Raw genomic sequence first — 15324 nt, forward strand, 5'->3', positions numbered from 1 at the left:
CCGTAACTGGTGGAACTGCACCTTATACTATTTTATGGTCTAATGGAAGTACAAGTTTTACGCTAAACAATTTGTTAGCCGGAACTTATACAGCAGTGATTACAAGTGCTAACGGATGTACCGCAACTGTATCAGCAACCGTAACTCAATCTACTGCTTTAGTAGCTTCAACTACACAAACCAATGTATCTTGTTTTGCAGGAACTAATGGAAGTGTAACCGCTACAGTAACTGGTGGAACTGCACCTTATACTATTTTATGGTCTAATGGAAGTACAAGTTTTACGCTAAATAATTTATTAGCCGGAACTTATACAGCAGTGATTACAAGTGCTAACGGATGTACTGCAAACGTATCAGCAACTGTTACTCAGTCTACTGCTTTAGTAGCTTCAACTACACAAACCAATGTATCTTGTTTTGCAGGAACTAATGGAAGTGTAACCGCTACAGTAACCGGTGGAACTGCACCTTATACTATTTTATGGTCTAATGGAAGTACAAGTTTTACGCTAAACAATTTATTAGCTGGAACTTATACTGGAGTAATCACAAGTGCTAACGGATGTACTGCAAACGTAAGTGCCACAGTAACGCAACCGACTACGGCTTTGGCAATCACCATGTCACAAACACCAATTACTACAAGCGGTGGATTTGGAACAGCTACAGCAACTGTAACCGGTGGAACGGCTCCATATACTTATAGCTGGGATTCTAATCCAATTCAAACTACGCAAACCGCAAGTTTGCAAGTAGGTTGGTATATGGTAACAGTTACTGATGCTAATGGATGTACAATTACCGGTAACGTAACCTTATTATTTGGTTATTGTAAAGGTTTTAGAACAATAGCTCAAAATGGATACGAAGCGACTTGTGAAGGAAATAATTCAACTTGTTATTTGACTACTAATTTTGCAACTTCGTTCCCGAATGGAATTGTAATAGGATCAGGTACAAGATATTTGAAATTTACTTCTGCAGAAGCTATTCGCGATTTCCTACCTTCTAATTCAGCACCAAGAGCATTAAGCCAAGGAACTATTTTAAATCCTTCAAGTAGTGCTTATGATAATGGATTAGCGGCTCAAGTGTTAACAACAAGATTGAATGTGGCCTTCGGTAAAAATGCCGATTTTGCTTCAACAGATGTTTCACTTGAAGATTTGTTTATTACTTCAGGAACTTTTGAAGGAATGAAAGTTAGTCAAGTATTGACTATTGCTAACACTATTTTAGGTAATGGCAATTCGAAATACAACATGACTGATGTCTATAATACTTTAGTTTCTATTAATGGTAATTACGAAGCAGGAGCTGATATGGAATTCCTTGGATGTACCGGAAAAGCTACTAGTGAAGAGTTTGTTTCGCCAAAAGAATTGGTTTCTTACAAAGTGTATCCAAATCCGATTAGAGACAATGCTACTGTAGAATTTGTTTTAAACTATGATTCTAATGTTAGTATTATTTTATACAACGTTAACGGTCAGATGTTGAGCGAAGTATTTAAAGGTAATGTTATCGCCGGAAAAAAATACCTGGTAGATTTCAATGCCCAAGGAATGAAATCAGGAGTTTACTTCTTTAAATTTATTGGTGACGCTACTGTTGATACAAAATCAGTGGTTATAGGTCAATAATTAAACATTCTTAAATTATTAAAAGCTGTCTGAAAGGACAGCTTTTTTTATTTAAAAAACGCCCGAGAAATAAATCCCGGGCGTTTTCACACTATGAAAATTAACACTTAATTTTATTTCATTTTTCCGTTAACTACTGCAATTACAGCACCGACTACTGAGGCAATTACCATAGAAACCAAAACATCTACTGCAACCATTTGCCAGTTGATTGTTTCACTGTACATACTGTAAAAGAAATTCATAGAAAGCGACATAAAGAAAGCAATCCCTGCAGCTAATTTAATTCCGGGAACGCATTTGCTGATTCCTTCACCTTGGTTAAAAATGAAAGACAACATAAAACCAAAGCACATACAACCTAAGAAGATAAAGGTGATGTTTTCCGCTCCGGAACCTTCCGGCTTGGGAAAGTAATCTTTTAAAAGCATTCCGTAAAGTAGCCAACCCATCAGAAAATCGGCAATACCGCCAACGATACCTCCGACAATAAAATTTTTTACATTCATAATTAAAAGTTATTGGTTAATACAATAAAAATATTAATATATTGAGAATGTAATAATTTAACAGTTGTTTAATTATCAACTATTTAACAAAGCGTATTGTTAATAACATTTTCCTGAATTTGTTAACTTTTAGTTTTCTTAAATGTTCCATTGTCAACGTCTTTTAAAAACTGAATCACACCCGGAAAATAATGTTCTTGGTCATCATATTGTGAGCAATGACTGCCGTTCGGACAATATAAAAATCGTCCGTTTTGGACTTCATTGGCAATCCATTCCATGTGTTTTGGGTCCATAGTGTCGTATTTCGCTCCAATGGCTAAAGTCGGAACTGTCAATGTTTTTAATTTAGCTGTGATGTCCCAATCTTTTAAAGTAGCGTCACCGGTAATGCCAAACTCACTCGGACCTTGCATATAAACATACACACTGGGATTCAAATGTTTAAAGGCTCTGTTTATAGACTCTGGCCATTGGGCAACAGGAAATCTTAGGATGTGTTCGGTGTAATAATGATTCAGCAACAACTCCATGTATTTAGGATTGCTGTAGTCTTTGTTTTTTTCGAATTCTTTTATCTGAGTGAATACTTTAGGATCTAATTGCGGCCCGAGGACTTCTTCGGCATATTTATTATAAGCCGGAGCACTCGCCATCATATTGGAAATGATGAGACCTTTTAAGTTTTTCTGGTATTTCAAAGCATATTCCATTGCTAAGATTCCGCCCCAAGATTGTCCTAATAAATAGAAGTTGGTGTTGTCCAGTTTCAAAGCTTTACGTACTTGTTCCACTTCTTCCACAAAGCGTTCGGTGGTCCAAAGTCGGTTATCGTTGGGTTGGTCGCTGTAGTAAGAGCCTAACTGATCATAATAAATATATTCAATACTTTCCTGTGGAAAATAGCCGTCAAAGCTCTCAAAAAACTCATGTGTTCCGCCCGGACCGCCATGAAGCAATAGTACTTTTATCTTCGGATTGTTACCGACTCTTTTGGTCCAAACCTTGAATTCACCAATAGGCGTAGAGATAGGAATCATTTTGATACCACCGGTAAATTGGTCGTCTCTTTTAGAGAAATCGAGGTAATTTTCTTTTACAGTATCTACCGGTTTGCTTTCCTTGCATCCAGAAAATAAAACAATAGTTAACAATGCGCTGAGTAATGATTTTATCTTCATTGTTGAGAATTTAAGTTAGTTATAAAGTTTTAAACCACATAGAAATATAGTTTTTATAAAAGGTATTCAGGCACTTCGCTTTCGGATAGATAATGAGTTAAGAATTGATTTGTAAAACTCTTTTTTGTATGCTTCTATGCGGTTTAATTGTATATTTTTTGATACAAGTCTCTATATTTTTCCATCACAATTTTGCGCTTTAATTTAAGCGTAGGAGTAAGGTGTCCGCCGTCAATTGACCAAACATCGGGTGTTAATTCAAAGCGTTTGATTTTTTCCCAATTGCCAAATTTTTCATTGATGGTTTCTACTTCTTTTTCGATACGGGCAATGACATCAGGATTTGAAGCGATTTCCGCATGGGTTGTGCCAATGTTTAAATTTTTTCTTTTGGCCCATTCCTGAATAAAGTCGAAGCTAGGTTGGATAAACGCTGCAGGCATTTTTTCGCCATCACCAATCACCATAATTTGCTCGATGAATAACGATTGTTTCATCGCATTTTCAATCAACTGTGGCGCAATGTATTTTCCGCCTGAGGTTTTGAACATTTCTTTTTTACGGTCGGTGATTCTTAAGAAACCATTCGCATCCACTTCACCAATATCACCGGTGTGGAAATAGCCGTCGATAATCACTTCATCGGTCAATTTTTGGTCTTTGTAGTAGCCCATCATCACATTCGGTCCTTTGCAAAGGATTTCTCCGTCGGCAGCGATTTTGACTTCTACATTATTAATTACACGACCAACTGTTCCGACTTTAAAACCGCCATTTCGTTGGTCGTTAACCGAAATTACAGGAGAAGTTTCTGTTAATCCGTAACCTTCCATAACCGGCATTCCGGCTGCAGCAAATATTCTGATTAAACGGTGTTGCAATGCGGCACTACCTGAAACCATTACGTTTAAGTTACCACCCAAACCTTCTTGCCATTTGCTGAAAATTAATTTGCGCGCTATTTTTAATTGGAATTCATACCACCAACCATTGGCGCCATAAGGTTCGTAACGCAAACCTAAATCAATGGCCCAAAAGAATAATTTCTTTTTAACTCCGGTTAAATCTTCTCCTTTGGCAATAATTTTATCGTATACTTTTTCGAGTAATCTTGGCACCACTGAAAACACCGTTGGTTTCACTTCTTTAATGTTATCCGAAAGCTTTTCAATCGATTCTGCGAAGTAAATGGAAACGGAATAATATTGATAGATGTATAAAATTACCCGTTCAAAAATGTGACAAATCGGAAGAAAACTCAAAGCGACACTTGTTCCTTCATCAAATGGAATTCGCGGTGAACTGTCGAGTACATTTGAGACGATATTATTATGCGATAACATAACGCCTTTGGGTTTGCCTGTCGTTCCTGAGGTGTAGATTATTGTCGCTAATTCTTCCGGTTTTACGTTGTTTTTTCGGTCTTCTACTACGTCTTGATTGCTTTGGTCTTCTCCAAGTTCTAATAACGTTTTCCAGTTTTTACAACCTTCAATTTCGTTAAACGAATAGATTTCTTGTAGCAATGGAATTTCGTTTCTAACTGATATTAATTTTTGATAAACCACTTCATCTGAAACAAAACAGTACTTTGATTCTGAGTGGTTTAATATATAAGCATAATCTTCCGCTGAAATCGTTGGGTAAATCGGCACGGTTTGGGCACCAATTTGCAAAACACCTACATCCATAATATTCCATTCGGTTCTGTTGCTCGAAGAGATGATGGCTATTTTGTCATTTTTTTGAATGTTCAATCTCAACAAAGCTCTGGAAACAGTATTGGCTTTATCGACATATTCCTGCGTAGAAGTTGAAACCCATTGGCCATCGTATTTGGTTACGAGACAATGGGGCATATTGTTCTTTTCGAGTTGGTAGTAAGCAAAATCAAAAAGTCGGGTTATTTTAGTCATTTGGTCATTAATTTAATGCAAATTAAGGATTATTGTAATGAAACACAATAATAATTTAAAATATAGCAATCATACTATTGAATTCTGTAGTTTTGCATCGTTTGAACTTTTTACTGCATGAAAAAATTCCCAAGAATAGCCGAATACAAAGTAATGGCCATTAGATTATTACTGGCTTATCTCTTTTATTTTATTGCCCGAGTTTTGTTTTACGTTTACAATCAAAGTTTGATTGAGGTAAATAGCGTAATCGACTTCCTCAAGCTTTGTTATCATGGTTTGGCGTTTGACACGACTACGATTTTGTATACCAATGCTTTGTTTATTATAGTGTCCGTTTTTCCGGTCATTGTTAATACTAAAAAGGCTTATCAGAAAGTATTGTTTTATCTGTATTTTGTAACCAATTTATTGATGTATGCGGCTAATTTCGTTGACTTTATTTACTATCGATTTACTTTTAGCAGAAGCACCAGAGCTTCGTTAGATTCCTTAGAAAATGAGAGTAATAAAACGGCTTTGCTGTTTAATTTTATGCTGAATTATTGGCATGTATTTTTACTCTTTTTTGCTTTGGCTTATATCTGGATTTTGTTGTACAAAAAGACTAAAGTAAAACACGTAACCGAGAAACCAACAATTAAATATTTTGCCGCTTCGATAGCCAGTTTCCTTTTAATTGCAACGTTATGTATTGGCGGAATCAGAGGCGATTTTAAGAAAAGCACCCGACCGATTAATCTTTTAGATGCGAGTCGATATGTGAAAAATGCGGGTCAAGCCGATGTGGTTTTGAATACGCCGTTTGCCATTATCAGAACCTGGAATACCAATACGTTTAAAAAAGTCAATTTGCTACCCAAAGCACAAGTTGACAGTTTATTGGTGCCAATAAAGCAGTACAAAAACAACCCGTCGACCAAACCGAATATAGTCATCTTTATTCTTGAAAGTTTCGGACGTGAATATAGCGGCGCTTTCAATAAAGGCACTAAGATTCCCGATTATGAAGGTTATACACCATTTGTAGATTCTTTGGCGCAACACAGTTTGATTTTTAGTAACGCTTATGCCAATGGGTGGAAATCCATTCATGGTGTTTCTTCAATTATTGCCGGTGTTCCTTCGTTTAAAGATGCTTTTACTTCCTCACCTTATCCGAAACAAAAGATTGAATCATTGGTTTCTACACTGGAATCTGAAGGCTATGACACTTCCTTTTTTCACGGAGCGCCCAATGGTTCGATGGGATTTTTAGGTTTTGGTAATATTTTAGGGTATAACCATTATTACGGCAAAAACGAATATAATAATGATGCCGATTTTGACGGTGTTTGGGGTATTTGGGATGAACCTTTCTTTCAATATTTCAACAAGACTTTGACACAAAAAAAACAACCATTTATGGCAACGATGTTCTCGGTTTCCTCTCACGAACCTTATAAAGTTCCGGAAAAATACGAAGGCAAGTTTCCCAAAGGAAAAGTGAATATCAACGAGTGTATTGGCTATACCGATTATGCTTTGAAGCGTTTCTTTGCCGAAGCCAAAAAACAATCGTGGTATGACAACACTATTTTCGTTTTGGTAGCCGATCATGGGAATACCATTGCATACGATGAATATAGAAAAGAATTCAACAAACATACAGTACCGATTTTATTCTTTACACCCAATAAAAAATACGTTGGTGAAAACAAAGATTGGGCACAACAGATAGATATTTATCCGACATTATTAGACATGATTGGTTATAAAAAACCATTCAGAAGTTGGGGCAGAAGTTTGATTAACGAAAAGAAGATTCCACCATTTGTAGTGAAATATGGTGCCAATGTGTACCAATTTATGAGTGGAAATTACATCTGCACATTTGACGGAAAGAAAGCCGTTGGTTTCTATGATAAAAACGACAAAGGCATGAAAAAGAACCTAATTGGTCAGCGAAATGCGGAGATGGATGCGATTGAGTTAAGATGTAAAGCGTTTATACAAGACTACATGGAAAGAGTAGTGGATAAACGATTAACAACAGTGAAATGATTTTTCGCAACAATTGTCATTTCGACGAAGGAGAAATCACCTAAACTTAATCACAATAACTAAGACAATGTGATTTCTCCTTCGTCGAAATGACAGAATACAAAAAAAAGCGACTGAAAAGTCGCTTTTTTTTGTAATTCGTAATTCATAATTCGTAATTTACAACTTGTGCATATTCTCCGCCAAAGTCTCAATAAACTTTGAAATTGGGCCTTTAATCATCATCGCCATCATTGGATTGAAATCGCCTTCAAATTGTAACTGAACGCCTGTGGAACTTTCAGAAACACTGTCGAGATTAGCCGTTAAAGTAAACGGTAATTTATCGCTGGCTGCGGCAAGATTCACTTTAGAATGCGGTACACCTTCTTTTAATCGCAATTTGATTTCGGGCATGCCTTTTAGACCAAAATTGAAAATATCGTCACCCAATACTTCAAACTTAGCAATGTTTTCGGGCATTAATTTCTCGAAGTTTTTCACATCGGATAACGCGTTGTATAAATATTCGGCTGATTTTGGTACCGTTACTTTTGGGCTTTCTAAGTTCATGTTTTTTATTTTTTTAGTGATAAAAGACAAATAGATGAGAGATGATAGACCAATATACCAAGCTTTCTATTATCTATCCGTCTATTAGTATATTATCTAATTTATACATTCCAAGTCGATGGACTTTTACGCCATTCTTGTAAAGTGGACAATTCTTTTTCGGTGATATAATTTTTGGCAACGGCCAAATGTAATAAATGTTCGTAATCGGCTAGGGTATTTAACGTAACGTTGGCATTTTTAAAATTTTCTTGGGCTACATCGAAACCATAAGTAAAAATGGCTACCATACCTTTTACGTGTGCACCGGCTTCTTTTAAAGCTTCTACAGCTAACAAACTGCTGTTTCCGGTACTGATTAAATCTTCCACGACTACCACGTTTTGGCCTTTTTGTAAAAAGCCTTCCACTTGGTTTTGTCTTCCGTGTTTTTTAGGTTCCGGACGAACGTATACAAAAGGCAATCCCATGTATTCAGCCACGAGCATTCCGATGCCTATGGCTCCGGTTGCTACTCCGGCAATGACGTCGGGTTTACCAAATTCTTTCTCAATATGCTTGGAAAATTCTTCGCGCACAAAATTTCTTATCGGCGGGAACGATAGGATTAATCGGTTGTCGCAGTAAATTGGAGAGTGCCATCCTGAAGCCCATGTAAAAGGATTTTTAGGATTCAATTTAATTGCATTTATTTGTAAAAGCAATTCGGCTGTTTTTTCGGCTGTGTCTTTATTAAAAATCATAGTACAAATGTATAAAGTTTTTGTCAACGATAAACCACTTTTTTTAACCAACGAAGTCGCCAAAGAAACCGATTTTCAGTTGTTTTTGTTGGAAAGTGTTGATATTGAGCAAGTCATCATCAAAATGTTCCAAAACAAAATTCAGAAAGCTTATTTGTATTATCCTGATGAAAAGGCGATACTGAAAAAAGTGAAGGAAAAAATTCCCGTTTGCAAAGCCGGCGGCGGATTGGTTTACAACAAAGACGGAGCCGTTTTGTTCATTTTCAGAAACGGAAAATGGGATTTACCCAAAGGCGGCATCGAAAAAGGAGAAGAAATAGAAGACACCGCAACCCGAGAAGTAGAAGAAGAGACCGGAGTCAATAATTTAGTTGTTAGACACAAACTCCAAAAAACTTACCACGTTTTCAAACGCAACGGTAAATACAAACTAAAAATCACCCATTGGTTTGAAATGAGAACCAACTTCGAAGGAACGCCTCAACCTCAAGAAAACGAAGGTATCGAAAAAGTAGCGTGGCTCAATCCCGAGCAAATCAAAGAAGCACTTAAGAATTCGTATGAGAATATTAAATTGTTGTTTGAAGAAGAGAAGCTTTTGAAATAGTGTTCAGTGTTCAGTATTCAGTTTTTGGCTGAATGCTATACGTTTCCCTCTATTTGAAAAGAAAGCTATTAAAAAGTATTTAGTAATCAGTAAGCACTTTTAACTGAACACTGAACACTGACCACTGCCAACTAATTCCCTATCTTTGCCGCATGACAAATCACCATCATTCCAACAATATCCTTCTAAATTTAGGCATCGACAGCTTAAATGAAATGCAACTTTCCGCCCAAGAAACTATTTTAAACGACCGCAATGTTTTGTTGCTTTCGCCAACCGGTTCGGGTAAAACATTGGCTTTTTTATTACCAATATTTGAATTGTTAGACGAATATACAGCAGGCGTTCAATGCTTGATTTTAGTGCCTTCGAGAGAATTGGGATTACAGATTGAGCAAGTTTGGAAAAAAATGGGCACGACTTATAAAGTCAATGTGTGTTACGGTGGTCATTCCATCGAAACCGAAATCAAAAATTTATCGAATCCACCAGCGGTTTTAATTGGAACTCCGGGTAGAATAGCCGATCATATTGACAGAGGAACATTTAAAGTGGATAGAATTCAGACTTTAATTTTAGACGAATTTGATAAATCATTACAACTCGGTTTTCATGAGCAAATGTCTTTTATCATTAGTCGGTTACCTAAATTAAACAAACGCGTATTGGTTTCGGCGACTTCGGGTATTGAGATTCCACGATATACTCAAGTAGTTCATCCAACCGTATTAGATTTTATTCCTTCCGAAGAAGAGAAAGTCAATCTTTCTATGAAAATGGTGGTTTCTAAAGAGAAAGACAAGATGGGCAGTTTGTTCAATTTGATTTGTTCTCTGAAATCGCAATCGGCATTAATTTTTTGCAATCACCGAGATGCAGCCGAACGCATAAGCGATACTTTAAACGAAAAAGGAATTTACGCCACGTATTATCACGGTGGTATGGACCAAGATGAAAGAGAACGCGCTTTAATCCAATTTAGGAATGGTAGTGTGAGTTATTTGGTTACGACTGATTTGGCCGCACGAGGTTTAGATATCCCCGAAATGAAACACGTCATTCATTACCATTTGCCTTCCAAAGAAGACGAATTCACCCATAGAAACGGAAGAACCGCTCGTATGTTGGCTTCCGGAACGGCTTATTTAATCATACACGAAAGCGAAAAAAAGCTAGATTATATCGATTATGGTATGACTACTTTAAAAGTCGACAACGCCACCACTTTACCAAAACCACCCGAATTCCAAACGATATACATTAGCGGTGGGAAGAAAAATAAGTTGAACAAAATTGACATCGTAGGTTTCTTTTCCCAAAAAGGAAAATTGGAAAAAGGAGATTTGGGATTGATAGAAGTCAAGGATTTTATCTCGTTTGCCGCAGTCAAATTTAATAAAGTCAAAGATTTGCTTCAAAACATTCGCGACGAAAAAATGAAAGGGAAGAAGTTTAAGATTGAAGTCGCACGCAAGGTTGTTAAGAAAGAAGAGTAGTCATTCTCAGTCTCAGTCTCAGCCTCAGTCTCAGACTCAGTCTCAGTCTCAGCCTCAGCCTCAGTTTGCAGATAAACTTTCCTTATCCAAATCTTCTAACGCATTCTTCAATATTTCCGCTTCGTATTTTAGCACTTCTTGTTTGATTTGATTGGTAATCAAAGTGGCCATATCGTTTTGCCCTGCTTTATCTTCGGCTTTGTCTTTCATTCTTTGCAGTAGTTCGGGATGCTTTTCATTTTTATTGGTATGATTGTTCAAAAAATCCAGTAATTGAAATCTTGCGACCACAAAGGCTCGGTTTTTTTCAATTTTTTCAATTTTTCTTTCAATAGTCTGCTGTTGGTAATCATTTTCATTGAGTAATTTCTCGAGTGTTTCTTTCTTTTTAGCTTCTTGTTGGGTTGAAAGCTCTTGCTTTTTCAATTCTTTATCGTTTTCATTTTGCACATGTCGCAGCATTTCACTCAAAAGCAGCGTTGCATCAACCGGCAAACCTCTTTTTCTCGATTCGTACATAGACCATTGGCTGCGATTGATTTTAAGTAATATCGATATTTCCATTTGACTTAAGCCTAATAATTCACTAATGGTGACTTCATTTTTCATAATTGTTTTTTTTGGTGTCAATTTTTACTCACCAAAAATTTTGCCACACTTTTGGTGTCAACTTATTTTTTAGATAATTTTTGACACAGTTTTGGAAGAGAAATATTTTTTGAATGCAATTGTTTATTGTGGGAAAATAGTTAGATTTGAATGAAATACTAATCCTTAGGTTTGATGATTGTGGTTTTTGATCATAGTTATCGGAACGTTAGCCGTTATATTACCAAAAATCTGCAAAAAATGAAGTTTCCGAAAATATTCATATTACTAATTTTACTTAATTATTGTGAAATATATTCGCAAGAAAAGGTAATTGAAAAATATGAAAACGGAAATCTAAAATTTGAAGGATACGCACAAAACAATGTACTTGATAGTATTTACAGAGAATATTACGAAAATGGAAATGTAAAAGCAGAAGGGTTTTACAAAGATTGTAAGTATGAAACTAACAGAACCAAAATTTATGTTGTTGGTTGCGGAGTTGGCCAAAAAACTGATAGCTTAACTTTGGGAACAAGACACGGAAAACTTAAAACATATTACGAAAATGGAAAATTGAAAAGCGTTTCAAATTTTCACTGCGGTTTACGACAAGGAAACTTTTATGATTATTATGAGAATGGAATTATAGAAACTCAAGAGTTTTACTTTGAAAACAAACTTAAATCTTCTCAATATTACAATGAACTTGGAATTATTCAAGAAACCGAAAACATAGAATATAATTTCAAAAAAACTCGAAATTATAAAACGACACTTCATAAAGAATTTTATGAAAATGGAGATTTGAAAATAGAAAATAGAATTGTCGAAGAAGAAAATGATATTGAAACTGAATATTATAAAGAGTATTATCAAAACGGCTTTATAAAAATTGAAAAAACTCTAATTAATAATTACAAAAATGACATTTACAGAGAATATTTTGAAAATGGAAATGTAAAATATGAAGGTAAATTTAAAAATGACAAACCAATTGAAAAACACTATTTTTACAGAGAAGATGGAAGAATTGACAAAATAGAAACGTGGAAAAAGAATAAACTAATTCCACTAAAAGAGTATAAATACAACGGCTAACACACGTTTGGCACAATTGCGAATTTTGTGGTAAATTCACGTTTACATTTCGCAAGAAATTTTATCTTTAACAGAAAATAATCGGTTCCGAAGTTCGCAACCTCGCCAAGCGCCGGAACGTTGGCAGCAACCCTAACAACGCAACACTTTATGAACCGAAAAAACTACATTCCTTTTATCGCTTTTTTTTCGTTGCTCATTTTGTCGATTCCGTTCGAATCCGGATTTACGATTCAAAGTTTGACTGGCTGGAAATCAGTTATTCCTAATACAAGCTATCTCGAAATAATTGTTTTAATTTTAATTTCGATAATCACATTTATTTATTGGAAAATATTGAAAAGGGAAAGCCAAATTAATATGAAGTTGTTTATTGTTCATTTTATAATGACAATTCCAATCGTTCTTTGGGCTCGCTTTAATTTTCCAATTCGACAAATAGCCTCAAAAAATTCAACTGACATTTTAGAAATGATTGATTTTATTAATAGAATACTTTATACAGTAATAATAATGTTTTTTATAGGACAAACATTTTTTGCAATATTACTTTTTAAAAAACGCAAAATAAAACAGGGTAGAAGCTAACAGCAGTTTGCAACAACTGTAAGCCTTGAACTTCTCTAAAGAAACTGCCAAAAATAGTAATCTGCGGTTACTTCTCCTTCTTAACCACTACACTTTCCGGTACCAACACTGTATAATCGCCACCATTTCTAATCACATCGCGCACAATACTCGAACTGATATAAGAAGTTTTCGAAGCGGTAAGCAAAAAGACGGTTTCTATTTGCGATAGCTTTCTATTGGTATGCGCAATGGCTTTTTCGAACTCAAAGTCGGCCGGATTTCTCAAACCGCGTAAGATGAACTGGGCGTCGAGTTTTCGGCACAAATCAATCGTTAAGCCTTCGTAAGTAATCACCGAAACTTTGGGATTGTCTTTAAATGATTCTTCGATAAACTTTTTGCGTTCTTCTAAAGAGAACATGTATTTTTTATCGGCATTCACACCAATGGCTACAATCACTTCATCGAAAAGAGAAACACCTCTTTTGATAATATCATAATGCCCTAAAGTGATGGGGTCAAATGAACCGGGGAAAACTGCTTTTCTTTTCATGTTTGTGTTGTTATTAGTTTCGGGTTTCGGGTTTCGGGTTTCGAGTTTCGGGTTCCGGGTTTCGGGTTCAAAGTTAAACAAACTTAAACCTTAAACCTTGAACCTTGAACTTTGAACCTTGAACCTTGAACTTTATTTATTTAACGCCAATTCCAATGCATTCGTAAACAAATCCGTCAACGAAATACCTGCTTCTTTGGCTTGTTGCGGAATCAAACTTTCGGTGGTTAATCCCGGTATGGTATTCATTTCTAACATATGCGGTTCGCCGTTTACGATGATGAATTCGCTTCTTGAAAAGCCACTCATTTTCAAAACTTCGTAGGCTTTTTTGGCCACAGCCGAAACCTTTTCGGTCATTTCAGGTGAAATTCTGGCCGGAGTGATTTCTTGGGATTTCCCTAAATATTTGGCTTCATAATCAAAGAAATCATTCTCAGAAACGATTTCGGTGATTGGTAAAACGGTTACTGTTCCTTTATAATTAATGACACCCACTGAAACCTCTGTGCCGTCTAAGAAACTTTCGATGATGATTTCGTTGTCTTCTTTATAAGCGGTTTCAATGGCCGGCAGAAATTCTTCCTTCGACTTCACTTTAGAAATCCCAAAACTCGACCCTGATTTGTTAGGCTTCACAAAACAAGGCAAACCAACCGTTTTTAGAATGGCATCGACATTAATTTCATCACCAAGATTTAAGTAACAGGAAGTCGCTGTTTTAATTCCGTAGGGTTTCAAAACCGACAATAAATCACGCTTGTTGAATGTTAAAGCCGCTTGGTAATAATCACAAGAATTTTGTGGAATACCTAACAGTTCGAAGTAAGCCTGCATTAATCCATCTTCGCCCGGAGTTCCGTGAATGGCATTAAATACAACATCGAAGTTGATTTTTTCACCGTTTACTGTAGTGGAAAAATCATTTCTGTCAATGGGATATTCGTTATCATTATCATCAACATAAACCCATTTTTCTTTAAAAATATGAATGCGATAGCCTTGGTATTTATTTTGGTCTAAAAATTGATAAACCACATTGCCGCTGATAAGTGATATTTGATATTCGCTTGAATATCCGCCCATAATGATGGCTACTTTTTTCATTAGTAGATGGAGTTAGGTTGGTGTTTTAGTTATAACAAAATTATCATTTTTTTTCTTAGATACGGCTTTGCCTTTAGATTTTTAGATTGTTAGACACGGCTTTGCCTTTAGATTGTTGGATTTTTAGATTATTGCATTTCTAACTATCTAACAGCGAAGCGCTTCTAAACGCCTGAAAGGCGTGTCTAATTATCTAACAGCGAAGCGTTTCTAAACGCCTGAAAGGCGTATCTAAAAATCTAATAGCGAAGCGTATCTTTTTTATATCTTTGCTCAAATAAAATTTCTCTATGAGTTTACGCAAATATTTAACCAGTCGGGTTTTCTTTGCCCAAATGATTGCCGCCATGGCCATTTTTGCAATTATCGCTTATTTGTTTTTCCACTGGATTACTTACACTACCAATCACGGTCAGGAAATCACCGTTCCCGATTTGGGTAAACTGTCTGTCGAACAAGCGGAAGAGAAGTTGGATGCCCTTGATTTAGATTATATTATTTTAGATACGGTCGATTTTAAACCCGAATTTCCAAAGCTGACCATAGTAGAGCAAGAGCCAAAAGCAGGAGCAAAGGTTAAAGAAGGCAGAAAGATTTATATCAAAATCAATGCTTCTAAATACACCATGGTTGTCGTTCCCGATTTAATTGAAAAAACGTATCGCCAAGCAGTTCCAACACTTACAGCTGTTGGATTGTTAGAAGG

At 35.9% G+C, this 15324-nt stretch carries 14 protein-coding genes; 6 read left to right on the plus strand and 8 right to left on the minus strand.

Annotated elements, in window-relative coordinates; translation table 11 throughout:
- Positions 1–1646: T9SS type A sorting domain-containing protein (locus ACK4HO_RS12100; RefSeq protein ID WP_409666148.1), on the plus strand; the 1646-nt coding region annotated here is incomplete at its 5' end.
- A 113-nt stretch (positions 1647–1759) separates the two neighbouring features.
- Here ACK4HO_RS12100 and ACK4HO_RS12105 read toward each other — a convergent pair.
- The 3 genes from ACK4HO_RS12105 to ACK4HO_RS12115 form a co-directional block, all read right to left on the minus strand.
- Positions 1760–2155 (minus strand): hypothetical protein, encoded by a 396-nt coding sequence (locus ACK4HO_RS12105; protein ID WP_409666150.1) that lies wholly within the window; start codon positions 2153–2155, stop codon positions 1760–1762.
- Between the two features lie 122 nt (positions 2156–2277).
- The gene (locus ACK4HO_RS12110) at positions 2278–3336 is read right to left on the minus strand and encodes a proline iminopeptidase-family hydrolase (RefSeq protein ID WP_409666152.1); all 1059 of its coding nucleotides are present in this window, start codon (positions 3334–3336) and stop codon (positions 2278–2280) included.
- Between the two features lie 143 nt (positions 3337–3479).
- Positions 3480–5252 (minus strand): AMP-dependent synthetase/ligase, encoded by a 1773-nt coding sequence (locus ACK4HO_RS12115; protein ID WP_409666154.1) that lies wholly within the window; start codon positions 5250–5252, stop codon positions 3480–3482.
- A 117-nt stretch (positions 5253–5369) separates the two neighbouring features.
- On the opposite strand from ACK4HO_RS12115, the gene ACK4HO_RS12120 reads away from it, so the two are divergent.
- On the plus strand, positions 5370–7295 hold the full coding sequence (locus ACK4HO_RS12120; protein WP_409666156.1) for an LTA synthase family protein: 1926 nt from the start codon (positions 5370–5372) through the stop codon (positions 7293–7295).
- 159 nt (positions 7296–7454) lie between these two features.
- Here the strand turns inward: ACK4HO_RS12120 and ACK4HO_RS12125 are convergent, their stop codons facing one another.
- Together ACK4HO_RS12125 and pyrE are read right to left on the minus strand one after the other, a co-directional pair.
- Entirely contained in the window at positions 7455–7847 is a 393-nt protein-coding gene (locus tag ACK4HO_RS12125; RefSeq protein WP_409666157.1) for an SRPBCC family protein, read from the minus strand.
- A 101-nt stretch (positions 7848–7948) separates the two neighbouring features.
- On the minus strand, positions 7949–8590 hold the full coding sequence (gene pyrE / locus ACK4HO_RS12130; RefSeq protein ID WP_409666159.1) for an orotate phosphoribosyltransferase: 642 nt from the start codon (positions 8588–8590) through the stop codon (positions 7949–7951).
- 7 nt (positions 8591–8597) lie between these two features.
- Here pyrE and ACK4HO_RS12135 point away from each other — a divergent pair, with 7 nt between their 5' ends.
- Both ACK4HO_RS12135 and ACK4HO_RS12140 read left to right on the plus strand, forming a co-directional pair.
- Positions 8598–9200, plus strand: coding sequence for an NUDIX hydrolase (locus ACK4HO_RS12135; protein WP_409666161.1), 603 nt, complete (start codon positions 8598–8600; stop codon positions 9198–9200).
- A gap of 152 nt (positions 9201–9352) precedes the next feature.
- Positions 9353–10696 (plus strand): DEAD/DEAH box helicase, encoded by a 1344-nt coding sequence (locus ACK4HO_RS12140; protein ID WP_409666163.1) that lies wholly within the window; start codon positions 9353–9355, stop codon positions 10694–10696.
- Between the two features lie 60 nt (positions 10697–10756).
- On the opposite strand, the gene ACK4HO_RS12145 is transcribed toward ACK4HO_RS12140, so the two are convergent.
- The gene (locus ACK4HO_RS12145) at positions 10757–11305 is read right to left on the minus strand and encodes a hypothetical protein (RefSeq protein WP_409666165.1); all 549 of its coding nucleotides are present in this window, start codon (positions 11303–11305) and stop codon (positions 10757–10759) included.
- A 240-nt stretch (positions 11306–11545) separates the two neighbouring features.
- Between ACK4HO_RS12145 and ACK4HO_RS12150 the strand changes: the two genes are divergently transcribed.
- Complete coding sequence (locus ACK4HO_RS12150) at positions 11546–12388, plus strand: toxin-antitoxin system YwqK family antitoxin (RefSeq protein ID WP_409666167.1); 843 nt, start codon at positions 11546–11548, stop codon at positions 12386–12388.
- Between the two features lie 655 nt (positions 12389–13043).
- On the opposite strand, the gene coaD is transcribed toward ACK4HO_RS12150, so the two are convergent.
- Together coaD and ACK4HO_RS12160 are read right to left on the minus strand one after the other, a co-directional pair.
- Positions 13044–13511, minus strand: a complete 468-nt coding sequence (gene coaD / locus ACK4HO_RS12155) for a pantetheine-phosphate adenylyltransferase (protein ID WP_409666169.1) — start codon at positions 13509–13511, stop codon at positions 13044–13046.
- Positions 13512–13643: 132 nt separating this feature from the next.
- Positions 13644–14618 (minus strand): D-alanine--D-alanine ligase, encoded by a 975-nt coding sequence (locus tag ACK4HO_RS12160; protein WP_409666172.1) that lies wholly within the window; start codon positions 14616–14618, stop codon positions 13644–13646.
- Between the two features lie 290 nt (positions 14619–14908).
- On the opposite strand from ACK4HO_RS12160, the gene ACK4HO_RS12165 reads away from it, so the two are divergent.
- A partial coding sequence (locus ACK4HO_RS12165) for a PASTA domain-containing protein (protein ID WP_409666174.1) occupies positions 14909–15324 on the plus strand: 416 nt, incomplete at its 3' end.

The organism is Flavobacterium sp. (assembly GCF_046296355.1).
In the GTDB taxonomy this organism is placed as follows: domain Bacteria; phylum Bacteroidota; class Bacteroidia; order Flavobacteriales; family Flavobacteriaceae; genus Flavobacterium.